Source organism: Streptomyces sp. NPDC085866 (assembly GCF_044541035.1).
Taxonomy (GTDB): Bacteria; Actinomycetota; Actinomycetes; order Streptomycetales; family Streptomycetaceae; genus Streptomyces.
Genome location: NZ_JBITSQ010000003.1, coordinates 629,608 through 655,288 on the forward strand (window position 1 = coordinate 629,608; position 25,681 = coordinate 655,288).

The 25,681-nt window shown below is 71.4% G+C and carries 27 protein-coding genes and 4 pseudogenes; 15 read left to right on the plus strand and 16 right to left on the minus strand.

Annotated features, from left to right (window positions below; all coding sequences use genetic code 11):
* Positions 1 to 18: 18 nt before the first annotated feature.
* Positions 19 to 582 carry a hypothetical protein gene (locus ACIF83_RS09615; RefSeq protein WP_393469909.1) on the minus strand — a complete coding sequence of 188 codons (564 nt, stop codon included), beginning with the start codon at positions 580 to 582 and terminating at the stop codon, positions 19 to 21.
* A 534-nt stretch (positions 583 to 1,116) separates the two neighbouring features.
* Between ACIF83_RS09615 and ACIF83_RS09620 the strand changes: the two genes are divergently transcribed.
* The 12 genes and pseudogenes from ACIF83_RS09620 to ACIF83_RS09675 all read left to right on the plus strand — a co-directional run bounded on the left by ACIF83_RS09620 (position 1,117) and on the right by ACIF83_RS09675 (position 8,576).
* The gene (locus tag ACIF83_RS09620) at positions 1,117 to 1,377 is read left to right on the plus strand and encodes a hypothetical protein (RefSeq protein ID WP_393469906.1); all 261 of its coding nucleotides are present in this window, start codon (positions 1,117 to 1,119) and stop codon (positions 1,375 to 1,377) included.
* Between the two features lie 255 nt (positions 1,378 to 1,632).
* Positions 1,633 to 2,127: a DUF5994 family protein gene (locus ACIF83_RS09625; protein WP_393469903.1), complete on the plus strand. Its 495-nt coding sequence runs from the start codon at positions 1,633 to 1,635 to the stop codon at positions 2,125 to 2,127.
* Between the two features lie 71 nt (positions 2,128 to 2,198).
* Positions 2,199 to 2,654: an STAS domain-containing protein gene (locus tag ACIF83_RS09630; RefSeq protein WP_393469900.1), complete on the plus strand. Its 456-nt coding sequence runs from the start codon at positions 2,199 to 2,201 to the stop codon at positions 2,652 to 2,654.
* The gene (locus ACIF83_RS09635) at positions 2,651 to 3,067 is read left to right on the plus strand and encodes a DUF5994 family protein (RefSeq protein WP_393469897.1); all 417 of its coding nucleotides are present in this window, start codon (positions 2,651 to 2,653) and stop codon (positions 3,065 to 3,067) included. Before ACIF83_RS09630 ends, ACIF83_RS09635 begins: the two co-directional genes overlap by 4 nt.
* A gap of 149 nt (positions 3,068 to 3,216) precedes the next feature.
* Positions 3,217 to 3,558, plus strand: a complete 342-nt coding sequence (locus ACIF83_RS09640) for a MerR family transcriptional regulator (protein ID WP_399725041.1) — start codon at positions 3,217 to 3,219, stop codon at positions 3,556 to 3,558.
* 230 nt (positions 3,559 to 3,788) lie between these two features.
* Positions 3,789 to 3,992: a cold-shock protein gene (locus ACIF83_RS09645; protein WP_030736617.1), complete on the plus strand. Its 204-nt coding sequence runs from the start codon at positions 3,789 to 3,791 to the stop codon at positions 3,990 to 3,992.
* Positions 3,993 to 4,186: 194 nt separating this feature from the next.
* Positions 4,187 to 5,722, plus strand: a complete 1,536-nt coding sequence (locus tag ACIF83_RS09650) for a DEAD/DEAH box helicase (protein ID WP_399725044.1) — start codon at positions 4,187 to 4,189, stop codon at positions 5,720 to 5,722.
* A gap of 78 nt (positions 5,723 to 5,800) precedes the next feature.
* On the plus strand, positions 5,801 to 6,199 hold the full coding sequence (locus tag ACIF83_RS09655; protein WP_393469889.1) for a CBS domain-containing protein: 399 nt from the start codon (positions 5,801 to 5,803) through the stop codon (positions 6,197 to 6,199).
* 67 nt (positions 6,200 to 6,266) lie between these two features.
* The gene (locus tag ACIF83_RS09660; RefSeq protein WP_399725047.1) at positions 6,267 to 6,554 is read left to right on the plus strand and encodes an SCO5918 family protein; all 288 of its coding nucleotides are present in this window, start codon (positions 6,267 to 6,269) and stop codon (positions 6,552 to 6,554) included.
* A gap of 193 nt (positions 6,555 to 6,747) precedes the next feature.
* Positions 6,748 to 7,419, plus strand: a complete 672-nt coding sequence (locus tag ACIF83_RS09665; protein WP_399725050.1) for a HEAT repeat domain-containing protein — start codon at positions 6,748 to 6,750, stop codon at positions 7,417 to 7,419.
* Between the two features lie 3 nt (positions 7,420 to 7,422).
* Positions 7,423 to 8,424, plus strand: a pseudogene (locus ACIF83_RS09670) (MerR family transcriptional regulator).
* Entirely contained in the window at positions 8,421 to 8,576 is a 156-nt protein-coding gene (locus tag ACIF83_RS09675) for a hypothetical protein (protein ID WP_399725053.1), read from the plus strand. The pseudogene ACIF83_RS09670 and the gene ACIF83_RS09675 overlap by 4 nt, the downstream one beginning before the upstream one ends.
* Positions 8,577 to 9,296: 720 nt before the next feature.
* On the opposite strand, the pseudogene ACIF83_RS09680 reads toward ACIF83_RS09675, so the two are convergent.
* The 7 genes and pseudogenes from ACIF83_RS09680 to ribA all read right to left on the minus strand — a co-directional run.
* Positions 9,297 to 9,566 (minus strand): annotated as a pseudogene (locus tag ACIF83_RS09680) (hypothetical protein); the annotation flags it as partial.
* Between the two features lie 37 nt (positions 9,567 to 9,603).
* Positions 9,604 to 10,020: a hypothetical protein gene (locus ACIF83_RS09685; RefSeq protein ID WP_398140413.1), complete on the minus strand. Its 417-nt coding sequence runs from the start codon at positions 10,018 to 10,020 to the stop codon at positions 9,604 to 9,606.
* Between the two features lie 188 nt (positions 10,021 to 10,208).
* Positions 10,209 to 11,360, minus strand: a complete 1,152-nt coding sequence (locus tag ACIF83_RS09690) for a saccharopine dehydrogenase C-terminal domain-containing protein (RefSeq protein WP_399725056.1) — start codon at positions 11,358 to 11,360, stop codon at positions 10,209 to 10,211.
* A complete protein-coding gene (locus ACIF83_RS09695) occupies positions 11,353 to 12,417 on the minus strand; it encodes a saccharopine dehydrogenase (protein WP_393469872.1) in 1,065 nt (354 codons plus the stop codon). The genes ACIF83_RS09690 and ACIF83_RS09695 overlap by 8 nt, the downstream gene beginning before the upstream one ends.
* Positions 12,414 to 13,559 carry an NAD(P)/FAD-dependent oxidoreductase gene (locus tag ACIF83_RS09700; RefSeq protein WP_399725059.1) on the minus strand — a complete coding sequence of 382 codons (1,146 nt, stop codon included), beginning with the start codon at positions 13,557 to 13,559 and terminating at the stop codon, positions 12,414 to 12,416. Before ACIF83_RS09700 ends, ACIF83_RS09695 begins: the two co-directional genes overlap by 4 nt.
* Positions 13,556 to 14,527, minus strand: a complete 972-nt coding sequence (locus ACIF83_RS09705) for an ornithine cyclodeaminase family protein (protein ID WP_399725062.1) — start codon at positions 14,525 to 14,527, stop codon at positions 13,556 to 13,558. The genes ACIF83_RS09700 and ACIF83_RS09705 overlap by 4 nt, the downstream gene beginning before the upstream one ends.
* Before the next feature lie 33 nt (positions 14,528 to 14,560).
* Entirely contained in the window at positions 14,561 to 15,220 is a 660-nt protein-coding gene (gene ribA / locus ACIF83_RS09710; RefSeq protein ID WP_393469863.1) for a GTP cyclohydrolase II, read from the minus strand.
* 38 nt (positions 15,221 to 15,258) lie between these two features.
* On the opposite strand from ribA, the gene ACIF83_RS09715 reads away from it, so the two are divergent.
* Positions 15,259 to 16,035, plus strand: coding sequence for a creatininase family protein (locus tag ACIF83_RS09715; protein ID WP_399725065.1), 777 nt, complete (start codon positions 15,259 to 15,261; stop codon positions 16,033 to 16,035).
* 101 nt (positions 16,036 to 16,136) lie between these two features.
* Here ACIF83_RS09715 and ACIF83_RS09720 read toward each other — a convergent pair.
* The 5 genes and pseudogenes from ACIF83_RS09720 to ACIF83_RS09740 all read right to left on the minus strand — a co-directional run.
* Positions 16,137 to 17,579 (minus strand): annotated as a pseudogene (locus tag ACIF83_RS09720) (lysylphosphatidylglycerol synthase domain-containing protein); the annotation flags it as partial.
* Positions 17,576 to 18,586 carry a class I SAM-dependent methyltransferase gene (locus tag ACIF83_RS09725; RefSeq protein ID WP_399725068.1) on the minus strand — a complete coding sequence of 337 codons (1,011 nt, stop codon included), beginning with the start codon at positions 18,584 to 18,586 and terminating at the stop codon, positions 17,576 to 17,578. The pseudogene ACIF83_RS09720 and the gene ACIF83_RS09725, both read right to left, overlap by 4 nt.
* A complete protein-coding gene (locus ACIF83_RS09730; protein WP_399725071.1) occupies positions 18,583 to 19,764 on the minus strand; it encodes a glycosyltransferase family 4 protein in 1,182 nt (393 codons plus the stop codon). Before ACIF83_RS09730 ends, ACIF83_RS09725 begins: the two co-directional genes overlap by 4 nt.
* Complete coding sequence (locus ACIF83_RS09735; protein WP_386575976.1) at positions 19,761 to 20,159, minus strand: 6-pyruvoyl tetrahydropterin synthase family protein; 399 nt, start codon at positions 20,157 to 20,159, stop codon at positions 19,761 to 19,763. The genes ACIF83_RS09730 and ACIF83_RS09735 overlap by 4 nt, the downstream gene beginning before the upstream one ends.
* A 113-nt stretch (positions 20,160 to 20,272) precedes the next feature.
* Positions 20,273 to 21,262 (minus strand): zinc-binding alcohol dehydrogenase, encoded by a 990-nt coding sequence (locus ACIF83_RS09740; RefSeq protein WP_399725074.1) that lies wholly within the window; start codon positions 21,260 to 21,262, stop codon positions 20,273 to 20,275.
* A 108-nt stretch (positions 21,263 to 21,370) separates the two neighbouring features.
* Here ACIF83_RS09740 and ACIF83_RS09745 point away from each other — a divergent pair, with 108 nt between their 5' ends.
* Complete coding sequence (locus ACIF83_RS09745; RefSeq protein WP_393469850.1) at positions 21,371 to 22,135, plus strand: CDP-alcohol phosphatidyltransferase family protein; 765 nt, start codon at positions 21,371 to 21,373, stop codon at positions 22,133 to 22,135.
* A gap of 62 nt (positions 22,136 to 22,197) precedes the next feature.
* Here the strand turns inward: ACIF83_RS09745 and ACIF83_RS09750 are convergent, their stop codons facing one another.
* On the minus strand, positions 22,198 to 22,911 hold the full coding sequence (locus ACIF83_RS09750) for a YcnI family protein (protein WP_393471263.1): 714 nt from the start codon (positions 22,909 to 22,911) through the stop codon (positions 22,198 to 22,200).
* 52 nt (positions 22,912 to 22,963) lie between these two features.
* Entirely contained in the window at positions 22,964 to 23,578 is a 615-nt protein-coding gene (locus ACIF83_RS09755; protein ID WP_399725077.1) for a hypothetical protein, read from the minus strand.
* A 687-nt stretch (positions 23,579 to 24,265) separates the two neighbouring features.
* Here ACIF83_RS09755 and ACIF83_RS09760 point away from each other — a divergent pair.
* Positions 24,266 to 24,721: a hypothetical protein gene (locus tag ACIF83_RS09760; protein ID WP_399725080.1), complete on the plus strand. Its 456-nt coding sequence runs from the start codon at positions 24,266 to 24,268 to the stop codon at positions 24,719 to 24,721.
* 598 nt (positions 24,722 to 25,319) lie between these two features.
* Here ACIF83_RS09760 and ACIF83_RS09765 read toward each other — a convergent pair.
* Positions 25,320 to 25,661: pseudogene (locus tag ACIF83_RS09765) on the minus strand (discoidin domain-containing protein); the annotation flags it as partial.
* Positions 25,662 to 25,681 lie beyond the last annotated feature (20 nt).

A 25,681-nucleotide genomic window follows, 5' to 3' on the forward strand; every position in this document is an offset into this window, starting at 1 on the left:
GATCGACGCCAGGGGTGCTCATGCCCCCGGAGCCAGCACCAGAACGCGGAACGGGCCGGTCGGCAAGGCCGCAAGGATGTCGTCTCCGGCGCACTGCCAGCCCCAGGACCGCAGTGTCTCGATGGTCCCGTCGTCCCAGGCGTCCACCAGGGTGACGCCGAGCGCGGCGCCGTGGTCGGCGAGCAGGCGCCGCTGCAGGCGCCGGGCGAGGTTCCAGACATGGTCCCGGTACTCCCGGCGTACGCGAGGCGGGACGACGATTCCAGAGACGACGAAGAGCCGCCCGGAGGAAGCGCGGCGGAGCCGTTTCCCCGGAAGATGTCCGTCGAAACCCTCTTCCCACCCCGGACCGGCACCGTCCACGGGAAAGCCGTAGGCACATCCGGTCAGGGCGGTGGTCTCCGCGATCAGCAGCGAGAACCCCGGGCGTCGTGCGTCGGCCACGAGATGGCGCAGAAAGGCGGCCCGCGCCTGGTTCCACGCCCATGGGTCGCCACCGGAGAGCTCCGCGTAGAGGTCGCCCAACTCCTGCAGGCGGTCCCCGACCTGACCACGCGTCAGCGGGCGGACACGTTCTGCCACCTGGGGCGAGGACCTGCGCTCGGCCCTCGGCGGGCCCGGCACGCGGGTGCGCGGCCTGCCCCGTGCGGGCCGGAGCGTGGGGAGGGCCAAGGTCGTCGGGAGGAACACGTGCGCGGTCATGGCCAACCCTGCCCCGGGTGCGGACGAAGGCCGACCCGGCATCGCCGATCCCCGAGAACGGCACCGGTCTCGGAGGCGGTGCGCGGCGTACCCTCGGTGTCTCCACCGTACTCCCGGCCGGGCCCGCCTCGGCGGCCCCGCGGCCGGCGACGACCGCGGCGGTCGGCGCCGGCGACGGCACCGATCTTCCGGGAGCTGTAGCCGCCTCCCGGCTCGGCCCGGCTCATGCGACCACCGGGCTCGGGCGACCGGCAAGCGGCCGGACGGCCATGGCACGCACGGCCCCCCTTACCCGGCATACCCTTCAGACGAGGGCCGCCGTGGAAACGCGCCCGCGGCCCCCGCACCGTCGCCCGGCGTGTCGGGCAGCGACCGGATTCGTGGTCCGTACCCGTCGCCTGCCAGGAGGTCCGTATGGAGAACAAGCCCTTGCCCTCCGAGAGCCACGCCGAGGTCCGCATCGTCGCCGCGACGCCGGAGGTCGCCCGTCGCGTAGCCGAAGTACTCCGGCGCTGCTTCGCCTCGACCGAGCAGCGCAGCTACCCCGCCGGCCGCGAAGGAGGGACCCGGCTCCATCTCACCCTCGACACCGCGCACACCGCGGAACCCGCACGGTCCTGGCTCGCGACCAGTAAATCGACAGACCAGGCGCACGCTCACGCCGACGAGGTGTGACCCGGGTCCGTGAAGCCACGAGGATCCGCTGTCGTGTCCGTCCCCGCGCGGCCGTCACCGCGGAGAACGACAGCGAAGAGGACGATCGGGAGAGGACGGCGAAGACACAGTCGGACGACTGACCCGACCGCTTGTCCTCGGCAGGGAGTAGCCTGACCGTACCGAGAGCTTTTCGCGCAGCGCGTTCGGCGGTGCCGTTCCCGGCGAGTGACGAAACGGGCAGTCGTCCCACGGCTCCCGGGACGGGACCGCACGATGGAACGCAGCAGAACGCCGGCCGAAGGCGTGCCCGCGGCCGACGCTCAGACGTACCGCATGCCCCTGCCCCGCCTGACCCTCACCCCGGACGTGAGCCATGGCCCGCTGGACGGTGCCTGGTGGCCGCGCTGCGACGCGCTGGAAATCGAACTTCCGTCGCTCGTCGGCTCGTTGGAGCCTGACCCGGGCGCCGCGGTACGGGTCACCGTGGACCCCGCCGAATGGCCCGACGCCCCGCGCACGGTCATGGCGCCCGGCGGGGTGATCGCCGTGGAGCCGACCGAACCCGGAAGCGAGACGCACGTCATCACCCTGGACTGCGGCACCGTGGGACGCTGGGTGCTCCTGGTCGTCCCGCCCGAGGAGCCCGCCGGAACAGCCGCCCGACTGCTGGCCGCCGCTGCCGATCCCGAAAACCTGCTGACCGCCGCACGGATGCTGGCGCTCGCCGAAACGGGTCGCCCGGTGGACACGACCGGGGAGACGGAATGAGGCACGCGGCTCCTTGGGAGCCCACGGCAGGGACAGCCTACCGACCTCAACTACCTTCATCGCGCGAGCCGTTGACCACCCAGGACGAAGCGCCCACGCTCTTCGAGGAGTGCCGTATCGTCCGTGCACGCGGCGAACTGGACACGCAGACCGTGGCACCACTGGTCCGCGCCCTGGCCGAGGCCCGCGCGGCCCGGCCCGGACGGCTCCTCCTCATCGTGGACCTGAGCGAGGTGACCTTCACCGACTGCGGCATCCTGACGCCACTGTGCGAGGCGTGGTCCGACTGCCGCGCCCGGGGCGGCTGGATGCGCATCGTCCACGACAACCACACGACCGACCTGGTCATCCGTCACGCCGGCCTCCTCGCCCACTTCCCCGCCTACGCAAGCGCGCAGGACGCCTGGGAGGGACGAACGGCCCACCCCGCCCTCCCTCTCACCGCGAGCGCGCTCCCGACCGCCAGGGCATACCGTCCGCCCGAGGGCGACGTACCGCGCCTGACCACTCGACGGGACACCTCATGAGCGACCGACCACGGCTCCCGTCAACGGCCCCGCCTCTCCTCCGCCTGTACCTCGCGCCCGAGAGCACCGTGCCACGCCGTGTCGACGGGGCCTGGTGGCCGCGCACCTTCGATCTCCTGACGGAACTCCCGCCACTGCTCTCCGGCCTGCCCCGCACCTGGGGCCGGATCGCAAGTGTTCTGGTGAACGGCACGGCGTTGACCGGTGCGCCGGGCCGCATGTTCGTCTGCAACCAGGCCGTCCGGCTGCGCAGGACCACTACGGCACACCTGCCGAGCACGATCGTTCTGATGGCCCCCGGCCATGGGCGCAGGGATCTGCTGGTCGTGCCACCGGAGGCGACCGAGCAGGCCGCCGAATCGCTCATGTCCGCAGTCGGGCTGACATCGGAGCGGGGCCACTTCGCGAGCTGAGCGCGCGGGGAAATCTGTCACGGCGAGACCACATCCTCATGCCTGCCGGAGTTAGGGTTGTCGCACGAGGCAGATGGCGCTGAGTCCTTCGGAGCACGGGTGCCACGCACGCCCGGATCCCTTGCCGCGCCCCCGAAAACGAAGGTGCTATGCCCACTGAGAACGACGCCCCTGTCGCCGGCAACCTCGACGACGACGACTATCCCGCCTACACCATGGGGCGAGCCGCAGACGTTCTCGGCACCACCCCCGCCTTCCTCCGGGCCGTCGGCGAAGCCGGGCTGGTCACTCCACTGCGCTCGGAAGGCGGCCACCGCCGGTACTCCCGCCGCCAGTTGCGCATCGCCGCCCGCGCCCGTGAGCTGGTCGACCAGGGCACCCCCATCGAGGCCGCGTGCCGCATCATCTCCCTTGAGAACCAGCTCGACGACGCCCTCCGCCTGAACCGGGAAGTGCGCCCGAAGCTGGACGAGCACGGTGCGCATACCTAGTCTCGCCGGTACAGAAATACAGACTCCGGCCGGATAGGAATGACCGACCGAACACGGAAACGCACGACCGCTTCCGCTTTACCTGTGTTAGCCTGATAGCAGTTGCAGTTTTGGTTGCCAGAGATTTTTTTCTTTGCAGAGCTTTCCGGATCTTTCCGGAGGGGTGATCATCGCGGCGACTCGGCTCCGCGAAGTGCGGAGTGCGGACCTGCCCCCAAGGGAGATTCAATATGGCATCTGGCACCGTGAAGTGGTTCAACGCGGAAAAGGGCTTCGGCTTCATCGAGCAGGACGGTGGCGGCGCCGACGTGTTCGCCCACTACTCGAACATCGCCACCACCGGTTTCCGTGAGCTTCAGGAAGGCCAGAAGGTCACCTTCGACGTCACGCAGGGCCAGAAGGGCCCGCAGGCCGAGAACATCGTTCCCGCCTGACACTGACGCGTACCGTCGCGAGCCACTGACTCGCACATCACATGGCTGGGGCCCGCGCTCTTGGGGTGCGGGCCCCAGCTCATTGCTTTACCCGGTTTTTTTGCATTTCCCTTCGGCTCATTCTTGTGAATCCTGCGCGGCCGCCCGCCGCTGGACGGAATTCCTCGATACGCCGCATCGAGGAAGGTTCCTCCATGAACCGCACCCGTCGCAGCGGCGGCAGTTCCGGCCGCTTCCGCACAGACAGAAATTCGACGCGCTCGACAGGCTCCCCTCGCGGCAGCCACTTCCGTACGCAGGAGACGGGCCGACAAGGCCCTCGTCCGGGGACCGGACGAAAGAACGGTCAAGGAGCACGCTCCACGACACGCCGACAGGAGTTCACCCTGCCGGTCACCCTCACCGAACCACTGCCGGCGGTCGAGACGTTCGCCGAACTGGACATGCCCGCGCGTCTGCTGGCCGCGCTCGGCGCCCAGGGCGTTGCCGTGCCCTTCCCGATCCAGGCGGCGACGCTGCCGAACGCGCTGGCCGGCCGGGACGTCCTGGGCCGGGGGCGCACGGGCTCGGGCAAGACGCTCGCCTTCGGTCTGCCTCTGCTCGCCCGTCTGGACGGGCAGCGGGCCCAGCCCCGACAGCCACTCGCCCTCGTGCTCGTCCCCACCCGGGAACTGGCCCAGCAGGTCACTGACGCGCTCGTCCCCTATGCCCGTGCCCTGCGGCTGCGACTCGCCACCGTGGTGGGCGGCATGTCGACAGGCCGTCAGGCGAGTGCGCTGCGCGGCGGCACCGAGGTCGTCGTCGCGACGCCCGGCCGTCTCAAGGACCTCATCGAGCGGGGGGACTGCCGACTCGACCAGGTCGCCGTCACCGTCCTGGACGAGGCCGACCAGATGGCCGACATGGGCTTCATGCCGCAGGTGACCGCACTGCTCGACCAAGTCCCTTCCGGCGGCCAGCGATTGCTGTTCTCGGCCACCTTGGACCGCAACATCGACCTCCTGGTGCGCCGCTACCTCCACGACCCCGTGGTGCACTCGGTCGACCCGTCAGCGGGCAGCGTCAGCACCATGGAGCACCATCTGCTGCACGTGCACGACGCCGACAAGCACACCGCCGCGACCGAGATCGCCGCCCGCGACGGGCGAGTGATCATGTTCCTGGACACCAAGCACGCGGTGGACCGGCTGACCGAGCATCTGCTGTCCGTGGGTGTGCGCGCCTCGGCCCTGCACGGCGGCAAGTCCCAACCGCAGCGCAACCGGACACTCGCCCAGTTCAAGGACGGCCACGTCACGGCCCTGGTGGCCACCAACGTCGCCGCCCGCGGAATCCACGTCGACAGCCTCGACCTCGTCGTGAACGTCGACCCTCCGAGCGACCACAAGGACTACCTGCACCGCGGCGGCCGTACCGCGCGCGCCGGCGAGTCCGGCACCGTCGTCACCCTCGTCCTGCCGCACCAACGTCGCGCGGTGGACCGTCTGATGGACGACGCCGGCATCGCTCCGCGTACGGTCCGGATCCGCCCGGGCGAAGCTGAGCTGCATCGCATCACCGGCGCCCGGACCCCCTCCGGCGTGCCCGTCAGTGTCACGCCACCAGTCGCCGAACAACGCGAGGGCAAGGGATCCGCCGGCCGCAGTCGCCGGGGCCGGGCTGCCGGCCGTGGCAGGACCGGCCCGGCCGCCGCCCGAGTCCGTCGGTCCGCCCCGAGGAACACCCCATAGCCACAGCACGGGGATGCGCTCCCAGCGGCCGGGACGAACCGTCGCCCGCCCTGCCCGCCCGACGAAGAGGAGAAGCCCTTGACACCGACTCCGCCCCGAACGTGGCAGGCCGACGGCACCGGTCTGACCGCACGTGACGCCATGCACGCACCCGGGCCGCAGGTGGACGACCACATGGCCGTCGACGTGGCACTTTCCGTGCTCATCGGTGCCCGCGTAGCGCACTTGCTCCTCCAGGACGAAGACGGGCGGTGCGCGGGACTTGTCACCCGGGCCCAGCTCGCCGCACACCGCGGCGGCTCGTGGTACCGCGACCGGACATGCCTGCGGGACATCCCGTTCGACCGCGGACCGTTCACCTCGTCCGTGGCCGCACTCAGCGAGGCCGTAGCCGCCATGCAGGACCGTGCCCTGGACGTGTCTCCCGTGATCGACGAGCACGGATACGCCCTGGGCGTTCTCGCTCTCACCCCCTGACCGTCGTCCGACCGCCGTCGCGCGGTCGGCCTCTCCGGTGTTCTTCCCCACCCCTGTGGAGGCCTCCATGCGCTGTGTCATCGCCCGTTTCCCCTTCGACCTGACCAAGAGTGAGGTCGAGCAGTCGATGAGCCGCATCACGCCCGCCCCCGTCACCGGCGTGTCCGTGACCATCGCTCGCAGCATCTACCCCGTGATGCAGGTCGGGGAAGTGATCACCAGGCTGAACCGCAGGGACTTCACGACGGGTGAGATGCGCCGGGCACTGACCCGCCTCGGCTTCACCTGCCACGACGCGCGCCCGGTCATGCCGGTCCGAGACGCGCGAGCCGACGAGGATGCGCTCGGCTGGTGACGCTTTCCGCGGCGGCAGGTCATGCGCCGTTTGCGGGTCGGGAAGCAAGTTCGTCATGGGCGAGCGAGTCCCTGGGCGGTTGCGACACCGATCCCCCCTTCTGACAGGCCCGAGCAATCGGGCTCGCGCAGCGGTCCTGTTTGACCTTGACACGGTGACAGGGTCTTCACTGCTTGCCAGGGAGGTGGTCTCGATGACGATCACGAGACAGGACGGGGATGCGGTACGAGTTCTCCAGGGGTTGGAGGACAGCCGTTCGTCCGTACGACTGCGGACTGCTCTGGCGGTCGGCACGACGCCCGACCCGCGCTTCGTCGACAAGCTCGTCGAGCGATGCGCGATCGAGCCCGAGTTTCTCGTCCGCGACATGCTGACCTGGGCGCTCACCCGCTACCCGGTGTCCATGACACTTCCCGAGCTGCTCCGCGAAGTCCGCTCGGAGCGTGCGCAGGCACGGAGTCAGGCGCTGCACACGCTGTCCAAGATCGGGGACCGGCAGGCGTGGCCGGCGATCACACGGACGCTCCTGTCCGACGCCGACGACGAGGTGGCCAGAAGCGCGTGGCGGGCCGCGGTCGTGCTCGTGCCGGAAGGCGAGGAGTCCGCGTTGGCCGAGGTGTTGGCGACGCAGCTCGGGCGCGGTGAGCGGGAGACGCGGCTGAGTCTCAGCCGGGCGCTGGTCGCGCTGGGTGAAGCGATCGTGCCGGCTCTTCGTTCTGCGACGGCGGCCCCTGACCCGCGCATGCGCGCGCACGCGCTCGCCACACAACGGCTGCTGCGCGACCCGGACGCCGGATTCGAGTTCGCGATCGAGGAGGCGAAGCGCGTCGTGGCCCTCGGCGGGTCCGGCCAGGAGGGACGATAGGACGTGTTGATCGGTGACGTGGCGCGGCGGTCCGGGGTCAGTGCCCGCATGCTCCGGCATTACGAGTCGCTCGGTCTGGTGCGCCCTTCGGGTCGTACCGGCTCCGGATACCGGGAGTACTCCGGCGAGGACATCCAGCGGATCTTCCATATCGAGAGCCTGCGGTCGCTGGGACTGTCGCTGCGTGAGATCGGACGCGCGCTCGACGATCCCAGCTTCACGCCCTCGGCACTCGTCGACGACCTCATCCGTCAGACGCGCGACCGCATCGCGGCCGAGACCGAGCTGCTCACGCGGCTCCGCCGGATCCATGCCGCGGACCCCGTCGACTGAGAGGGCGTCCTCCAGGTCGTTGCGCTCCTCCAGGCACTGGGTTCGAAGAGCCCCGGTGTGCGCCAGCGCGCGGCCCTCTCCTCGGACGAGGTTCCGGTGCCGGTGGAGGCCCTGGTCGAGGCGGCACTCAGCGAGACCGAGCCGAACGTCGCCGGAGCCCTTCGATGGGCGCTGGCGCGATCGGGCGACGGCGGCCTGGCACTGCTGGCGAGGGGCCTCGGCTCACCGGTGGCCGCGGTGCGGGAACGTGCCGTCAAGTCCCTCGCCGAAATACCCGGTGGCGAAGCTACCGCGCAGCTGCGGGATGCCCTCGCGAACCCCGATGTCGTGGTCCGCGGGTATGCGGCTTTGGCGCTCGGCACACGTGGTGGGGCCGATGCGGTCCCGACGCTCATCGACATGATCGCGGAGGGAAGGAACGACATCGATGCGGCCGATGCGCTGAGCGTGCTGGCGAGCGACACCGAGGCGGCGGATCGGATAGCCGCCAGGCTCGTCGACCGCCTCACCCACGACACCACCGAGGCGCCTGAACGCTGGCGGCTGACCCAGGCGCTGGCGGGCATCCCGGGGACGAGGGCGTCATGTGCCCTCGTGGAGCTGTCGCATGACGTGGACCGTGCCGTTGCGCTGACTGCGGCGTACCTGCTTCAGCTACGCGCCGCACGGTGAGGATCTCTCTACAGGACGACCGCATCGTGCGGGCGTCCGCACTTGTCGTGCTGGAGGTGCAGTCGGCGGAGGTCTTGCAGTGCAGCGACGGGAAAGGGGTGCTGGACCCGCTTCGCCATACAGCCGTCCTCACCGTGGAGCCGCAGTACTGATTGAGCAGTCGATCATCTCCGGAGACGGTACAGCGCAGAGCCAGGCGGTGCGCGCGCTTCCCTTCCGACGCGACCGAGGGCGATGACCTCACCGGTCAGCGTCAGAGGGTGTTGATTCGCCAGGCAAGAACGCCCGTAGAGCGCTTGGTACCGACAACATCGATCCGGACTGTTCCGCTCCCGGTGATCCGCTGCTGGACTACGGACCGGTCGCAAGGAACCGTTGCGCCGGAACCCGAGGTCGTAGGGACGACAGTCAGGCGTGCACTGCCCTGACCGACGCACGTCAGGACGAGTTGGTACGTCTTCCCCTTGTTCAGTACCGGGCGAGTGTGGATGCCGTCTCCGACACGCTCCGATCCGCCCTCCAGCAGTACGCCTCCGGACACGCTCGCCACGACCGATGTCGCCTGCCCCAGCAAAGCCGTATCCGGCGTCGAACTTGACGCAGGAGCGAGGGTGGTGGGGTGCGGAGGGGGCGTGGAGCGCCCCGCGCCGCGCTTATCGGAATCCTGGCTGCAAGAGGCAAGGAGGAGGACCGATGCGGCTACGGCGGCGCTTACCGGAACAGCGCGCCGAATAATCGGACGGCTCATGACGACGTCTCCCACTGCTTCCACCCCGTCTCGACCGTCGGCAGGATCGTCTTCCCTGCCTGCTCGGTCGTTGATGTCCGTCGCCTCGTCGTCGGCGAGTGCAGGAGCAGCGGCCGGTTGGCGATCAAGGCCCTAACGCTATCCGCCAGCCATGAGCACGACAATCACAGCCGGGGGTTCTGAGGAGCATTTGAGGGTCTGTGACGGTGGCGAGCGGGGACAGGGCCATCAGCGCCGGCGACAGCCGCATGCCTGCGGCCGTTACCAGGAGGCTGGTGCGCGTCCCCCGCACTTCCGTGAGAAAGCCGCCGAGGAGCGAGCCGAGCGGGGTCAGCCCCATGCCGACAAAGTTGATCGTCGCGGCCGCGCGGCCTTGCATCCCGTCCGGAGTGACGTGTCCCGGCGGCAGTGACCACCCCTCCCAACGGGGCTCATCCCCACCTTGATGGCGTAGCGGGGCGTGGTCCGTCTGTCAGTCCCGCAACCACGGCGGAAACAACGGAGGTCACCACGAAACTCCCTATCATGACCATCCCCACGCCGACCATGAAGAGGCCGCTGGCGTCGTCCGACCAGTCGAAACCGGCAGCAACCGTCAGGCCGGCCGTGGTGCCGAGCACAGCTCCTGTCCTGTAGCGCCGATACGCCGCCCAGCACACCGGTGCCAGCAGTGTCAGCACCAGCCCGATCACTTGCCACGCTTCGTACGGGCCGGTCGTCGAACCGTCAGGGTGGACGTCACGATGCTGGTCCCAGCCGAGCCAGGCTGCCCACAGTGCCAGCGACACCCCGGCCAGCACGGGGATCGACAGCAGCCGGCGAACGGGTTCTGGTTGTCTTTGACTCATGGCTCCAGCGTTCCGGCTCGCCCCGTCACCGCCCAGAGTTCAAGTACTCAGGTGCACGTGAGTAAGGGCAACAGTGGGGCGCAGCCGGGCACCGCACCCGTAGTCGGTGCCGCCTGCTCTACATGAGCCCACGACCGGGTGACTACAGGTCCGCATCGACGACCAACGCGACAGCAGCGCCTCCTCTGCTACTGGCCGACTCGCAGAGTGAAGCTCAGTCCCTCCTCGGCGAGTTCGGCGAGCCAGGCGTCCGACCGCTCCGCCGTCTCCGCCGCCCGGTTCAGTCCCGCCGGCAGGCTGCCGTCCAGGATGTGGCGGACGCCCAGGGCCAAGGGGCGGGAGACACACCGGGCCATGGCCGACTCCTCGGCGGTACCCACGAGGTCGAGGAAGTAGCTGCCCGTCCAGGTGCGGTCCGGGGTCTCGACCTCCAGGGACACCGAAAGCACCACGCGGTCACGGTCCTCGTCCGTCGTCGGGTAGGTGGCCGCCAGCTCGCGGGCCAGGGCGGCGACACTCTCGTCGTCACCCGCCTTCAGCTCCTCGAAGACCGGCTCCCACGCCTTCAGCCAGCCGTCCAGGCGCAGGGTGCCCCGTACGAAGGTGCGTGGGGTCCAGGCGGGCGGGAGGCCGTACTGGGCGATGAAGGGGATGCTGTCCCTGTTGGGGTAGGCCTCGAAGGTCTCCCCGGAGAGGACGTGCGGCCTGGTCGCCTCCCAGGGGCGGGGGGCCGTGGTCTCGGTGCCGTTCTCCAGGTAACGGGCGGGTGAGCGCAGGGCGTTGAGGACGCCCAGGGGTGCCCAGCTGAAACGGTACCGGAAGTCGTTCGGGACCGCCGGGACCCCGCCGCAGTAGGAGGTGAGGCGGTAGGTCGCCGGAGTGTCCGCGCCGATCTCCGTGCGCGCCCTGCCGATGAGGCTGTGCGCGAAGAGGTGGTCCATGCCCGGGTCGAGGCCCGCCTCGGTGAGGACGACCAGGCCGGCTGCCTCCGCTGTCGGCACCTGGTCCAGGACCTCGGGCGAGACGTAGCTGGAGCAGGAGAAATGGGCTCGCGCGGCTGCACACGCGGACAGGAGTGCGGCGTGCTCCGGCGCGGGCAGCATCGATACGACGACGTCCCCGGGCGCCAGTTCGGCGGTGAGCGCGGGGAGCGTGAAGGCGCGAGGCTCGGCCCGGTCGGTCAGGCCCAGGGCGGCCAGGGCGTCGGCCGCGCGTGCCTCGGTGCGGTGCCACAGCCGTACCCGCTGGGCCTTGCCGCAGAGTACGGCCAGTCCGCAGCCGGTGGACAGGCCCGCGCCGACCCAGTGGACGGTGCCGGACGCCGGGACTCGGTCAGTCATGGGGCAACTCCCTTTCGTCGACGATGCCCAGCTCACGGCAGGCCTGGTGGAAGCGGTCGAGGCAGCGCCCCCACTGGCCCGAGGTGCCGAAGTCGAGGAGCTGGGGCAGGAGGGCCGCGGAGAAGTCGGTGCTGGACTCGCGGGGCAGCAGCGAGGGCAGGTTGTCGATGGCGATCAGGGCCAGCGGTGGCTCCTTGCGCAGCCGTCGCACGGGGTCCGTCCAGTCGGTGGTGCGGTCGTAGACGGGCAGGACGTTCAGCGGGGAGCCGACGTCGCAGGTGACGTCGCAGAGAGTGCGCAGGCGGCGGGCCGGGTCGTCCAGGTCCGCCTCGCGCAGGAAGGGTGGGACGGGGGTGGTGGCCAGGACGCAGTTCACCATCACGTCGTGGCGGAGCAGGGCCGGGCGGTCCAGGGTGCGGGTCTCGGCGAGGTCCCAGTGGGTCGCGGTGACGCCTGCGGTGGCGAAGGCGGCCGCGGCGCCCCGGCCGCTGCGGCCCAGCGCGCCGATGACGAGTGCCGTGAAGTCCGCGTCTCCGGGCGTCGGTTCGAGGGTGGCGTCCAGGTCCTCCTTGGTGGTGGGGTGCAGGGGTGCCATGAGGCGGCCCCGGTGCTGGAGCACGGCAAGCGCGGCGCCCAGGTAGCCCGCCCAGTAGCCGAAGGCCGCCAGTCTGCGGCCCTGGTCGTCCACCAGGTACTCCAGGTCCAGCAGCGCTCCTCCCCCGGCCGCGAAACGGCGCAGCAGCTCCGCCGCCCCCGGCTGCTGCTTGTAGGCGTGCCCGAAGAAAATGTGACGGTGCGGCAATGACGGCGGCTCGTCCGGGAGTTCCTTCAGGCCGAGGATCACCGCAGCGCGCGGTGCCGTCGGCCAGGAGCCCGCCGGTGCGCGGCGGCAGCCGGCCGCCTCGTACTCCTCGACGGGGAAGATCCGCTGCGGGGAATCCTCTACGGTCAGCCGCACCCCGCTCTCGGTCAGGCGGCGGGCGTCGGCGGGGACGATCGGTGTGCGCCGCTCGGTGGTACGGGCCTCGTGGCGCAGCCACAGGTGGAGCTCGCTCATACCAGGTTGGCCTCCGGGCGCGGGGCGTCGGCCGCGAACCGGCCGGCGCTCAGGGGGCGGACGTCGAGGAAGGGTACGCGGCCCAGGTACAGGTCGCGGACGATCTCGCCCACGGCGGGTCCCTGCAGGAAGCCGTGGCCGGAGAAGCCTGTCGCGTACAGGAAGCGGGACACCGAAGGCGCTTCGCCGATCAGGGCGTTGTGGTCGGGGGTGTTCTCGTACAGGCCCGCCCAGGTGCCGGCGCGGCGCAGGTCGAGCAGGGCGGGGGCGCGGTGCTGCATCGCCTCGTACAGCCGGGGGATCCAGCGGTCGTGGGTGTCGGTGGCGAAGCCGGGTTTCTCGTCCGGGTCGGACATGCCGAGGAGCAGGCCGGGGCCCTCGGCGTGGAAGTAGAGGCTGGTGGTGAAGTCGATGGTCATGGGGAGCGTCGGCGGCAGCCCGGGGACGGGTTCGGTGACCGCGATCTGGCGGCGCAGCGGTTGCACGGGCAGGTCCACGCCCACCATCGCGCCGACCGCCCTGGACCAGGCGCCGGCCGCGCAGATCACCGTGTCGGTGGCGATGCGGCCGAGGGTGGTGCTGACGGCGGTGACGGTGTCGCCGTGCAGTTCGATGCCGGTCAGTTCGGTGTGGCGCAGGATGCGGACGCCGTGGGCGCGGGCGGCGGCCGCGTAGCCGTGGACGACGGCCTCGGGTGTGCAGTGGCCGTCGTCCGCGGAGTAGGCGGCGGCCAGCAGCCCGTCGGTGGTGATCAGCGGGGAGAGCCGGCGGGCCTCCCGCGGGGTGAGCATCCTGCTGGGCACGCCGAGGGAGTTCTGCAGCCGCACCCCGGCCTCGAAGGAGGCGACCTCCTCGGGCGTGGACAGCAGGAACAGATAGCCGACCCGGTGCAGCCCGATGTCCTGTCCGATCTCCTCCGTGAACCGGCCGAAGGCCTCCAGGCTGCGCGCGCCGAGCTGGATGTTCAGCTCGTCGGAGAACTGCGCCCGTACTCCGCCCGCGGCCTTGGAGGTGGAGCCTGCGGCCAGTTCGTCGCGTTCGACCAGGACGACGTCACGCACTCCGGCGCGCGCCAGGTGGTAGGCGATGCTCGTGCCCATCACCCCACCGCCGACGATGACCACCCGGGCCTGAAGGTTCACTCGGCTGCCTCCTTCGCGGCGCGGATCACGGCCCAGGCCGCCGCGGCGTCCTGGATGCCGAGTCCGGTGCTGTTGTAGTAGACGATGTCCTGCGGTGCGGTACGGGCGCCGCGGCGTCCGGTGAGCACCTCGCCCAGCGGGATCAGGGCGTCGGGGGTGAGCTGTCCGTCGCGTAGGGCGTCCACGACCGGCCCGGCGTGCCCGGCCGCGGTACCGGCGTCGTCCACGACGACGGCCGCGGCACGTCGTACGACGTCGGCGTCGACCTCGTGGCGGGTGGGCTCGAAGGAGCCGACGCTGACCACCGTGCAGCCCGGGGCCAGCCATGCGCCGCGCACCACGGGCGTCGTGCTGAGCGTGCAGGCGGCGACCACCCCGGCGCCGGTCACGGCCTCCTCGGCGTTGTCCACCGCCCGGACGGGAACGCCGAGCCCGGTGGCGAGGGTGTCCGCTGCGGCGGTGCGGCGGCTCCGGGTCGGGCTCCACAGCCGTACCGCCGTCACCTCCCGCACCCGGGCGATCATGCGGGCGTGGGCGAGGGCCTGGGTGCCGGAACCGAGCAGCGCCAGCTCCGTGCGGCCGGGCACGGCGAGGGCGTCCACGGCCACGGCGCTGCCCGCGGCCGTTCGCAGCGTGGTCACCGCCGTACCGTCCAGGACGGCCGCGAGCCGCCCGGTGTCCGGGTCGAGCGCGGTGACGACCGCGTGCACGGTGGGCAGCCCGGCGGCCGCGTTGCCCGGGTTGACGCTGCCGAACTTCGCCACCGCCCCGGTGTCCTTGGACAGCCGGGACACGTAGGCGAAGACCACGCTGTCGTCGAAACGGCTCGGCTGCATGATCTTGCCGGGCAGATCGGCCTCGCCCGTGCCGAGCGCGGTGAAGGCCGCCCGCTGCGAGGCGATCGCCGCGTCCGGGCCGAGCAGCCGGGTCACCTCGGCCGCGGAGAGGAAGAGGACGTCGTCGGTCATCCCCTGATCCTGTCCGGACGGCCGCCCGTCGAATCAGGAGCCGTGGGCGACCGCGTCCAGATGGGGCAGGTGGTGGTCCAGCCGCTCCCGCTTCGTCCGCAGATACGTGATGTTGCTCTCGCACGGCTCGATCAGCAGCGGCACCTGCTCGGCGACCTGGATGCCGTGCCGCACCAGCGCCTCCCGCTTGCGCGGGTTGTTGGACATGAGCCGCACCGAGCGCACCCCGAGGTCGTGCAGGATCTGCGCGGCGACGCCGTAGTCGCGGGCGTCGACCGGCAGCCCGAGCGCCAGGTTCGCCTCGACCGTGTCCAGGCCCTCCGCCTGCAGGGCCATCGCGCGCAGCTTCGCCAGCAGACCGATGCCGCGGCCCTCGTGACCCCTCAAGTACACGACGACACCGCTGCCTTCGGCGACCACCGCACGCAGCGCCGCAGCCAGCTGGTCGCCGCACTCGCAGTGCTGGGAGCCGAACGCGTCGCCGGTCAGGCACTCCGAGTGCAGTCGGACGAGAACGTTGTCGGCGCCGATCTCCCCGTACACCAGGGCGACTTGCTCGTCACCGCGGTCGTGGTCCAGGTAGCCGATCGCCTGGAATTTCCCGTACACGGTGGGCAGCGGGGTATTCACAACGCGTTCCGCGCCCGAACGCCGCGGGGACTTCTTGCCGAGGATGCCGATGTTTTCTGTCATGATCTGATTCCTAAGCAGAGACGAAAGGCCGGGAAAAGATGAGTGGTTCGGGCGCGCGTTCGGCGGCATACGGGGTGGTGCCGGCAGACACCACGGAAGACGTACGGATGCGGGGGGCGAGCGTTTCAACTCAGGTCGCGGTCCTTCCCGTCGGCAGCTTCGAACAGCATGGCCCCTTCCTTCCGCTGGCGACCGACACGCTGATCGCCTGTACCGTGGCGCGGGAGATCGCCGCCGCGTACCCGGTACACCTCCTCCCTCCGGTGACGGTCTCCTGCTCGCACGAGCACGCGACCTGGCCGGGGACCGTCAGCATCTCCGCCGTGACCCTCCATGCGGTGGTCCGGGACATCGCGGCGTCGCTGCGCCGCTCCGGAGTCGACGCGCTCGTCGTGGTCAACGGGCACGGCGGCAACTATGTGCTGGGCAACGTCGTACAGGAAGCCTCCGCGCGCGGCGAGACGATGGGACTGTTCCCGGCTGCCGAGGACTGGGAGGCGGCGCGGGAGGCGGCGGGAGTGCGCACCTCGCTGCTCACCGACATGCACGCAGGGGAAATCGAGACCTCCATTCTGCTGCACGCTCATCCCGAATTCGTCCGTCCTGGATACGAGTCCGCCGATTTCACCGCGGACGACCGTCGTCATCTGCTCACCGTGGGAATGTCCGCCTACACCGAGTCGGGCGTCATCGGCCGTCCCTCCCTGGGTTCGGCGGAAAAGGGGAAGGAACTGCTGGCGAGCCTCACGGAATCGTTCGGCGCGATTTTCGCGCTGCTCACGTCCGCCGAGGGCTCCGAGGACGCACGGGGGTAGCCGCGCAGCCCGCTGTACCAGCGGGCGACGAGGACGACGGCGCCGGGCAGGCTCGCCACGAAGCTGAGCACGCCGTACACGACGGCGACGGCCACTCCGCTGCTCGCGCCGAGCCCGGCGGCGCCGAACGCCCAGGCGGTGACTCCCTCGCGGGGGCCGAAACCGCCGACGTTCAGCGGCAGGCCCATGGCGACCAGGGCGAGGACCGCGAGCGGGAGCAGCACCGCCACGGAGGCGGCGGAGCCGGCGACCCGGGCCGCCACAACGAACATCGCGACGTGCCCGGCCAGAATGACCGCCGAGGACAGTGCGACACCGGGCCCGGCCTGACGGGACAGCAGCCCCTCCCGCATCTCGCCGAGGCCCCTGCGCAGGGCGCCGCCGCGGCGGGAGGCCGCGCGGTTCATCCGTACGGCGAGGAACACGGCCAGCGCACCCGCCGCGGCGAGGGCCGTCGGCGCGGCGATGGTGCGGACGTCGTTCCGGACGGGCGACGGCAGGGTCAGCAGCACCGCCGCGCCGAACACGGTCAGCGCGACCTGCCCGGCGACGCGCTCCAGGACGACCGCCTTCACCCCGCGCCGCAGGTCACCGGCGCTCTGCCCGTGCCGGACCGCCCGGTGCACATCGCCGAGGACCCCGCCGGGCAGGGCCGCGTTCAGGAACAGCGCCCGGTAGTAGTCGGCCATCGCGGGGCCGAAGGGCAGCCGGATGCGCAGCCCCCGGGCCACCAACTGCCAGCGCCACGCGCTGAACACGGTGGTGACCACGCCGATGCCCAGCGCGACCAGCAGCGTCACCGTGTCGATCCGCCGCAGCCCGTCGAGCAGCACACCGGTCCCCAGCCGCCACAGCAGGGCGCCGAGGATGGCCACGCCGGCGACGGTTCCGAAGTGGGTGCGCAGGGCGCGGGAGTTGAAGCGGCGGGTGCTGCGCTCCTCGGACTCGAGGGCGACGCGTCCGTCGGGCTCGGGGGCGACGCGCTCCTCGGCCCCGGAGGCGACGCGCTCCGCGGGCTCGGAGGCCACGCGCTCCGCGGGCTCGGAAGCAGTACGCTCCGCGGGCTCGGAGGCAGTACGCCCCGCAGGCTCGGAAGCAGTACGCCCCGCAGGCTCGGAAGCAGTACGCCCCGCAGGCTCGGAAGCAGTACGCCCCGCAGGCTCGGAAGCAGTACGCTCCGCAGGCTCGGAAGCAGTACGCCCCGCAGGCTCGGAAGCAGTACGCCCCGCAGGCTCGGAAGCAGTACGCCCCGCAGGCTCGGAAGCGATGCGCCCCGCAAGCCCGGAGGCAGCACGCCCCGCAGGCTCGGAGAGGACACACCCCTCGGACACGGAGGCAGTACGCCCCGCAGGTACGGAGGCAGTACGCCCCGTGGGCTCGGAGGCAGCACGCCCCTCGGCCTCGGAGGCGATGTGCCCCGCAAGCCCGGGGGCGATGTGCCCCGCAACCCCGGGGGCGCATGCATGCGTCGCCTCGCCGACAGGCGGCTCCAGCAGTGCCGTCACGGCTTCCGGGGCCGACACAGCGCCCGCCTGCCCGCTCATGACGCCCCTCCCGCCGGCCGCGGCAGCGCAAGCAGGTCGCTGTGGTGGAGGACCACCTGCAACTCACCGGCCTCGCAGGCGGCCAGGCGTTCGCGCAGATAACGCTCGGCGGGCTCGCGCAGTTCGGGCCGCTGTTCGACGGCCGCGCCCACCCAGCCCCGCAGCCACTGCGCGGTCAGCGCGGACTCCTCGGGGCCGAGCCGCCACGGGCTCGGATGCACCCGTACCGTCGCCCCGCGCTCGGAGAACGCCTCGCAGGCCACCGTGACCGCGTCCGGACCGAGCATGCCGCTACGGCGCTGGTGGGCGTTGAACGCCTCGGTGATCTCCGCGTCCAGCGGGTCGGACGGGGTGAGTTCGACGCGTCCGGCGACGGACAGCGTGAGCAGGGCCGGGCAGCCCGCTCCGGTGCAGGCCGCGGCGAGGGCCTCGATCTCCTCGCGGGTGAGGACGTCCAGCAGGGCCGAGGCCGTCACCAGGGAGGCCCCGGTCAGCGCGTCCGGGGTGAGCCGGGCGACGTCGCCGCGCCGGGTCTCGACCGAGACCCGGCTGCCGTCGGCGGCGGAGCGCGGGGAGGCCACGGCGGCGAAGTGCAGCAGGTACGGGTCGCGGTCGTGCAGGACCCAGTGCTGGGCGCCGTCCAGGCGGGGTGCGAGCCAGCGGCCCATCGAGCCGGTGCCGCAGCCCAGGTCGTGCACGACGAGACCGCCGGTGCGGCCCGGCAGGTCGGCCAGCCGGATCCGCAGCGGGTCCAGCAGGTCCTCCGCCCGGGCGGCGGCGTCGACCGGTTCCCGCAGCTGCAGCCACTCGGGCGCGTAGCGGGCCTGCTCCTCTTCCCCGCCTTCCCGCAGCCGTACGGTGGCCCGCTCGCCGGGACGGGCGACGGGCCCGGCGCCGGCGATCACACCGGACGAGTCGTCGTTTCGGGGAGGCGTGCCCGGCACCTGCTCGTCGCTCGGCCCGGGCTGGGCCGGGATCCCTCCGGTCACGGTCCTGGTGTCGCTCATGCCGCCCTCCTCGGTGCCTCGGGCAGCCGTCCGAGGACGCCGGCCAGGCTGCGCGCGGTGGTCGCCCAGCCGTCCAGGGCCGCGCGACGACTGCGGGCGGCGGCCTTCAGACGGCGGCGTACGTCGGGTTCGCCGAACCAGCCGCGCAGTTCGGCGGCGAGTGCGGCCGGGTCCTCCGGCGGGACGAGGATGCCGGGGACGCCGCCGTCGGGAGCGCGGCCGACAGCTTCGGGGACACCGCCGACGTCGGTCGCCAGCACCGGGATGCCGCGGGCGAGGGCCTCGGTGATCGCCATGCCGTACGTCTCGGCGTACGAGGTGAGGACCATCAGGTCGGCCGCCGCGTAGGCGGCGTCGAGTTCGGCGCCGGCCTGCGGTCCGGCGAGCCGCAGCCGGTCCTGGAGGCCGTGGCGCCGGATCAGCTCGCGCAGATGGGCGACGTACTCCGGGTCGTGGGTCAGCCCACCGACGCAGACGCAGTTCCACGGCAGGTCGGTCACCGCGGCCAGCGCCTCCACCAGTCGGTGCTGGCCTTTGCGCGGGGTGACGGCGGCGACGCACACCAGCTGGGAGACGCCGTCGGTGCCGGGCGCGAGGGGCGCGATGTCGGCGCCGGGGGCGGCGACGTGCACCCGCTCGGGGGCGAGGCCGTGGTGGGAGACGAGGCGGCGGACCGCCCAGTCGCTGGTGGCGATGACCGCGGGCACCGCCCGCAGCACCTGCCGCTCGCGGGCGTCGAGCTCGGCGGCCACGGCCGCGTCCAGGCCGGTCTCGTCACCGAGGGGCAGGTGCACCAGCACGGCGAGCCGCAGGCGTTCGACCTCGGGGACGACGACCTCGGGGACGCCGCAGGCGACCAGGCCGTCGAGGAGCACGACGGTGTCGTCCGGCAGGTCCCGCAGGACGCGGGCGAGCACGTCACGGTCGGACCGGCCGGGGCGCGGCCAGCTGCCGGGCACGGAGTGCCGCACGGCCTGCCAGCCGAAGCCGGGCAGGTCCAGGCAGACCCGGCGGTCGTAGGCGTTGCCGCCGCTCGGCGCGGCCGGGTCGTCGACACCGCCCGGCATGACGAAGTGCACGGTGCGCAGGGACATGGGGATGATCCCGACGTTCTCGGAAGGGGCCGGCTGCTGGGGCACGTAGGCGAGCCGCGTCTTCGCCACGGTCGTCTCGGTCACAGGCCACGCTCGTAACTCGCCCAGGCGATGTGCGACTCGTGCAGCGTGACGGTCATGTTCTTGAGGCCCTTCGCGCCTTCGCCCAGCGCGCCCTTGTGGATGCGTTCGGCGAGCCGGTCGGCGATGACCTTGGCCAGGAACTCCGTGGAGGTGTTGATCCCGGCGAACTCGGGCTCGTCGTCGAGGTTGCGGTAGTTCAGCTCGGCGACGACGGCGCCCAGTTCCTGCGTGGCCAGGCCGATGTCCACGACGATGTTGTCCTCGTCCAGCTGTTCACGGCGGAAGGTGGCGTCCACGAGGAACGTGGCGCCGTGCAGTTTCTGCGCGGGCCCGAACACCTCGCCGCGGAAGCTGTGGGCGATCATGATGTGATCGCGGACGGTGATGCTGAACAACGGACGACCCTCCAGGTGCGGCGCGTCTGGTGCCCCCTGCGGTTCCCTGCCGGGGGATTGCCGTGTAGTACGGCTCTTCGCTTCCCCTTGTTCAGCCTCCTCTCACTCTTTTCTCAGGTCAGGCCGTTGCCGGTGTAGTTGATGCGGTGGCACAGGGCGGGGATCTCGCCGGCGGCGAGCTTCGGCATCACTTCGGGCAGCTCCTCGAAGGCGCTTTCGCCGGTGACGAGGGCGTCCAGGCCCGGGTCGGCGAGCAGGTCGAGGGCGAGCGCCATCCGTTCGGCGTAGCCGCGCCCGGCGCGGGCGGCCGGGGAGACGGTGCCGACCTGGCTGCTGCGCACGGTGAGCCGGCGCGAGTGGAAGGCCTCGCCGAGCGGCAGGGCTACGCGCCGGTCGCCGTACCAGCTCAGCTCGACGACCGTGCCCTCGGCGGCGAGGAGTTCGAGGGAGCGGGTGAGGCCCTGTTCGGTGGCGCTGGCGTGCACGACGAGGTCACAGTCGCCGAGGGCGTCCCCAGGTGCGGCGAAGTCCACGCCGAGGGCCTCGGCGGTCTTCGCGCGGTCCGGGTCGGCGTCGACCAGCTGCAGCCGTACGCCGGGGAAGCGGGCCAGCAGCGCGGCCACCGAGCAGCCGACCATGCCGCCGCCGACCACCGCGATCCGGTCGCCGATCAGGGGCGCCGCGTCCCAGACGGCGTTCACCGCGGTCTCCACGGTCCCCGCGAGCACGGCCCGCTCGGCGGGCACCCGCTCGGGTACGACGGTGACGGCGCTCACCGGAACGACGTAACGGCTCTGATGCGGATACAGGCAGAACACCGTACGGCCGACGAGCGCGTCCGGCCCCTCCTCGACGACGCCGACGTTCAGGTAGCCGTACTTCACCGGCCCGGGGAAGTCGCCCTCCTGGAACGGCGCCCGCATCACGGCGTGTTGGGACTCGGGCACCCCGCCACGGAAGACCAGGGTCTCCGTGCCACGGCTGACTCCGGAGTACAGCGTGCGGACCAGAACCTCGCCCTCGGCCGGCCCCACGAGGGTGACGTCGCGGATCTCGCCGTGCCCCGGCGAGCGGAGCCAGAACGCGCGGGCCGAGTGGTTCATCGGCATCCTCCTGAACGATAGGGAAGTTGTTCACGTACCGAGAAGTGCACAGGCCGCGCACAGTACGCGGCGTTGATCGACTCTGTCACTCGGCCGGAGGAATGCGCGGTGGCCCTGAACAACACGTTTGACGCGAGGCTTCAGCAGGAGACCGCCGTGGGAGCGGGCGTGCAGATCCTGCTGCTGGCCCTGCTCGGCACGGCGATCGGCATGGGGCCGGCCGGCTGGCTGACCGGGCTCGCCTTCGCGTTCGCCACCTGGGCGGTCCTCTCCCGCGCCCTGCACCGCTCCCGGCTCAGCTCCTTCGGTCCCGCCAACCGGGTCACCCTCGGCAGGGCCACCCTGGTCGGCGGGGTGACCGCGCTGGTCGCGGACTCCTTCGAGAGCGCACCGCCGGTGACCCTGCTGGTCGCCCTGACCGCCGTCGCCCTGCTCCTGGACGGCGTGGACGGCAAGGTGGCCCGCCGCACCGGCACCTCCAGCGCACTCGGCGCCCGCTTCGACATGGAGGTGGACGCGTTCCTGATCCTGGTGCTGAGCGTGTACGTGTCCATGCAGTTCGGCCCGTGGGTGCTGCTGATCGGCGGCATGCGCTACGGGTTCGTCGCCGCGGCCCGCGTCGCCCCCTGGCTGAACGCCCCGCTGCCGCCGTCCTTCGCCCGCAAGACGGTCGCCGCGCTCCAGGGCATCTGCCTGCTGCTGGCGGGCGCCGAGCTGCTGCCGCAGGTGGCCAACCTGGCGATCGTGCTGCTGGCCCTGGGCTCGCTGGTGTGGTCGTTCGGCCGGGACGTGCTGTGGCTGTGGCGGAACTCGCGTACGGCTGCCGTGGAGGTGCCGGCGGAGCACAGGGTGCTGGAGCTGGCAGGGCGCTGAGGGCGTACGACGAAGGGCCCGGACCGATCACCGGTCCGGGCCCTTCGTCGTGCTTCGTGCGGTCAGGAGCGGGCGGACCGGCCCCGTACGATCGCGAACGCGGCGGCGGCGAGACCGAGCACGCCGACCACCAGCCCGGCGACGCCGAGACCACGGGCGGTCGAGTCGCTCGAATCAGCGGCCTTCGACGTGCTGCCCGAGCTGCTCTTCGAATCCGCCGGCGTCGTCTTCTCCCCACCGGCCGTGAGCTTCAGCACCGGCGCCGGGTTCTCCGGCTCGTCCCCGCCGGTCTGCTCCTCGATCCAGCGGGCGACCTTGCCGTCGGAGTAGGTCTGCAGCGTCTTGAAGGTCAACTGGTCGCTGTCGTCCGGCAACTGCCCGAAGGCGACGTCGAAGTCCTCGTACTGCCCGGCGCCGATCTTCCCACCGGTCCAGGTGATCGCGGAGACCGCCTCGGTGATGGTGCCGTCGTCGGTCTTGACCGGCGTCTTGAGCTTGGTGGTGGTCACCTTGGCCGTCCACCCGTCCCGCGGGTGGACCAGCACGCCGAGCACGGGGTGGTCGGTGGGCAGGAAGACCTGCACCTTGGTGGTGGAGGCGGTGTCCTCCTCGTTGGGCACACGGAAGGTGAGCAGGCCGTCCGTGGCTCCCTTGGCGTAGCTCTCCGGGTGGACGGTGACGTGCGCGGAGGCGACACCGGCCGCGGCAAGGACCCCGGCGGCGGTGAGAGCGGTGACGGCCGCGGCGCGCCGCAGAGTGGTGCGTGTCGAGGTCATGTGCTTGGACATGGGTGAGTGGATCTCCGTACGACTGAGGGGTGTTGGTCGGTCAGCTCGGGTACGGGATCGGGGCCGGGGGTCCGCGCCGGCTGACGGCGTGCCGCAGCGTCGGCCGACGGGGCGGTTCGGGGCCGGCGGGAAGACTCGGGATGCGCCCGGCGGGGGCGGGCAGCGGGGCGTCCCGCCACCAGGCGACGAGCCCCGGCACGAACGCGACCGCACGCCGCAGCAGCGCCCACAGCGCGGCCTCACCACGCCTCAGCCACCAGGCGGCGACCAGGGCGGCGAGGAGGTGGGCGAGGGTGGCGTGGGCGGTGGTGGCGTGGGGCGTCGAGTGGGCGTGCATCGCCACCATGGAGTGACCCGGCATCGATGCCATGTGCATGGCGTGCGCGCGGTCGGCGCCGCCGCTCCGGTGCGCGGCGTCGAATGCGACGTGCAGACCTGCCTGGGTGAGGAGCATGGCAGCACCGATGCCGGGCAGCGACCGCTCCCGTCCCCCGAGCGTCCAGCCGAGCGCGAAGACACCCAGGAAGGCGGCGGCGTCGGCCCACAGGGGCGGCATGTCACCCATGGCCAGTCCGTGCCCGGCGGCAGCGAGCAGCACGCACACCGCGGCGAACACCGCGGCGCGCAGGCTTCTCACTGCCGGGGATGCGGTCATGGTGAGGGATCTTCCCACGGTCGGGTCATACGTGAGGCAGCGATGTCGTGTTCACGGTGTTCCGCGGGCTGCGCCGACCAAGCTGTCACCCATCACTGTGGCCGGCACGGACGCGGTGCGCATAGCGACAGTCGCTCAATTCACTCCCTTGCCTTCTCCGAAAACCTCCACGGCTGGCAGCCATCTCAGGCGTCGCGCCGTGTCGGACGGCACGACCGTGGCATCGGGTGAGACCCGGGTGAAGCCCGACAGGGCGCGGACTTCGCGCAACCGGTCGGCGAGGACGACCGACGCGCGGGGTGATCACGTTCCCTGCCTCGCCGCAGACCTCACCGCGCCCCCGGACGCGGAGTCGGGTCGTGGCCTGCTCATGGTGACCGCCCTGGCCGACCGCTGGGGCACAGAGCCGTGTCCGCCTGGCGGCAAGACTGTCTGGGCGGAACTGGTCATGCTCCGTTCGCACCCAGACTGAAGCACGACCCACCCTGGTGCCGTTACGCCCCGCAAATCCTCGTGCGATAGAAAAGGCATTCAACTGGCCTTAGGTGTCTGGTCATTCATCGTGAGGAGATTCGTGTGGGGCTGCGGCCGGACCTGAAGGACAACGCAGCCTACTGGGAGTCGATGACGGCCATGAGCGGTGTCAGTGGCTCCGCGCGGTACGTACCCTGAGAGTGAAGGACTTCTGTGGCAGCCGAGTACAACCTCCGGTCGAACTTCGTCTTCGCCCCGCCCGAGGACAACCCAGCCGCGTGGCAGGCGAGCCTGGACACCTTCCGAGACGCGTTGGAGCGGGACTTTCCCGGCGCCTTCCTGGAGGCAGACACTTCCACCCTGCGCGGTTTTCCTGTCCTGGACTTCGAGATCGAGGTCGCTCCGGACGTCTACATCACCGGAACGTCAGCGATGCCGACCGTGGACTACGCCTACATCAGCATCATCGAGGCGACCGCCGACGAAGCAGCCGCGTTCGCCGTGTGGCTCCGCGACTCGAACGTCCCCTCACCTGCCAGTGTGCGTTTCATGAGCAGCTTCGTGATGGAGAACGGTGACGAGATGTCGTGGTGTCTCCCGGCGACAGGAGATGCCACGGACATCGCGGCCGTGATGCGCGAGCACCTGGCAGCCGCGGGAGCCGAGTGACCCGCACCTCCGGGTGGTCAGGTGGCGCGCATTCTTGAGGCATGCACGCCATAAATCGCCCTAACGTCCCCAGGACGAGTGTGGCGCCTCAGCCAGTCACCGGCTCCCAGCGGTAGCCCTCGCCGCCTCCTCATACGGCAACAGAAGCGGCCCCAGTTCCGCACGCACCAACTCGGTGTCATCCGGCGGCAGGTCAGCGAAGCACGACGCATGCGCACGCTCCACGTCGCCGGGTCGGGGACCACCGACAGGCGCGGTACGAGATCGCGCACGACGAGCCCTTCGCGGAAGCGGGTCAGGCCTGACACCTCCAACCGGCACCCTTCCGCGAAGCTGCGCTCGCCGAAGACGACCGGCTCCTCCAAGGCCCGGACGGGGCTGGCGACCGAGGTCCGACCCACGACACGGCCAAGGTCGCACCGATCACGATAGCCGGGCGAGGACTCGTGCTCGACGGGCGAGGGGACTCGCGCCGAAGGCCCGTCCCGTCTCGTCTCCGTACCGTCGTCCTACGACCCCGCCCTCGCCAGCAGCACCGGCAGCGCCTCGGGTTTCACCTTCCGCACCGACCTCACCTGGCCGAGCTTCAGTTCCTCCTGCGCTTGCCGTAGGCGGCCTCCCAGTCCAGGACGACCCGGTCGACGCGGATCACGGCGCCGAGGTCGACGCGGATCCAGGCGTCGTCGGCGAAGTTGCTGGACCAGCGGGTGGCGCCGTTGCCGTCGACGGCGAGGTCGGGGGTGAGGCCGGCGTTTTCGCTGCCGGAGGCGGTGACGGCCGCCGGGTTCACGGCGTAGGCGGCGGCCGCGCGGTCGGTGTCCCAGGAGACGGCGGCCGCGGCGGCGTGGGCGGGGGCGGCCAGGAGGGGGCCGGAGGCTGCCAGCAGGGCCGCGGCGACGGCGGCGAGCAGGGGCAGGGTGCGGGGGGTACGGGACGGCATGCGGCTCTCCTTGCGGGGTG

Excerpts from the sequence above, each read along its gene's own strand:
- ACIF83_RS09620 (WP_393469906.1), top strand. The coding sequence starts at position 1,117 with ATGGAGAACAAGCCCTTGCCCTCCGAGAGCCACGCCGAGGTCCGCATC.
- ACIF83_RS09625 (WP_393469903.1), top strand. The coding sequence starts at position 1,633 with ATGGAACGCAGCAGAACGCCGGCCGAAGGCGTGCCCGCGGCCGACGCT.
- ACIF83_RS09635 (WP_393469897.1), top strand. The coding sequence starts at position 2,651 with ATGAGCGACCGACCACGGCTCCCGTCAACGGCCCCGCCTCTCCTCCGC.
- ACIF83_RS09640 (WP_399725041.1), top strand. The coding sequence starts at position 3,217 with ATGCCCACTGAGAACGACGCCCCTGTCGCCGGCAACCTCGACGACGAC.
- ACIF83_RS09645 (WP_030736617.1), top strand. The coding sequence starts at position 3,789 with ATGGCATCTGGCACCGTGAAGTGGTTCAACGCGGAAAAGGGCTTCGGC.
- ACIF83_RS09650 (WP_399725044.1), top strand. The coding sequence starts at position 4,187 with ATGAACCGCACCCGTCGCAGCGGCGGCAGTTCCGGCCGCTTCCGCACA.
- ACIF83_RS09660 (WP_399725047.1), top strand. The coding sequence starts at position 6,267 with ATGCGCTGTGTCATCGCCCGTTTCCCCTTCGACCTGACCAAGAGTGAG.
- ACIF83_RS09665 (WP_399725050.1), top strand. The coding sequence starts at position 6,748 with ATGACGATCACGAGACAGGACGGGGATGCGGTACGAGTTCTCCAGGGG.
- ACIF83_RS09685 (WP_398140413.1), bottom strand. The coding sequence starts at position 10,020 with ATGAGTCAAAGACAACCAGAACCCGTTCGCCGGCTGCTGTCGATCCCC.
- ACIF83_RS09690 (WP_399725056.1), bottom strand. The coding sequence starts at position 11,360 with ATGACTGACCGAGTCCCGGCGTCCGGCACCGTCCACTGGGTCGGCGCG.
- ACIF83_RS09695 (WP_393469872.1), bottom strand. The coding sequence starts at position 12,417 with ATGAGCGAGCTCCACCTGTGGCTGCGCCACGAGGCCCGTACCACCGAG.
- ACIF83_RS09705 (WP_399725062.1), bottom strand. The coding sequence starts at position 14,527 with ATGACCGACGACGTCCTCTTCCTCTCCGCGGCCGAGGTGACCCGGCTG.
- ribA (WP_393469863.1), bottom strand. The coding sequence starts at position 15,220 with ATGACAGAAAACATCGGCATCCTCGGCAAGAAGTCCCCGCGGCGTTCG.
- ACIF83_RS09715 (WP_399725065.1), top strand. The coding sequence starts at position 15,259 with ATGAGTGGTTCGGGCGCGCGTTCGGCGGCATACGGGGTGGTGCCGGCA.
- ACIF83_RS09725 (WP_399725068.1), bottom strand. The coding sequence starts at position 18,586 with ATGAGCGACACCAGGACCGTGACCGGAGGGATCCCGGCCCAGCCCGGG.
- ACIF83_RS09740 (WP_399725074.1), bottom strand. The coding sequence starts at position 21,262 with ATGAACCACTCGGCCCGCGCGTTCTGGCTCCGCTCGCCGGGGCACGGC.
- ACIF83_RS09750 (WP_393471263.1), bottom strand. The coding sequence starts at position 22,911 with ATGACCTCGACACGCACCACTCTGCGGCGCGCCGCGGCCGTCACCGCT.
- ACIF83_RS09755 (WP_399725077.1), bottom strand. The coding sequence starts at position 23,578 with ATGACCGCATCCCCGGCAGTGAGAAGCCTGCGCGCCGCGGTGTTCGCC.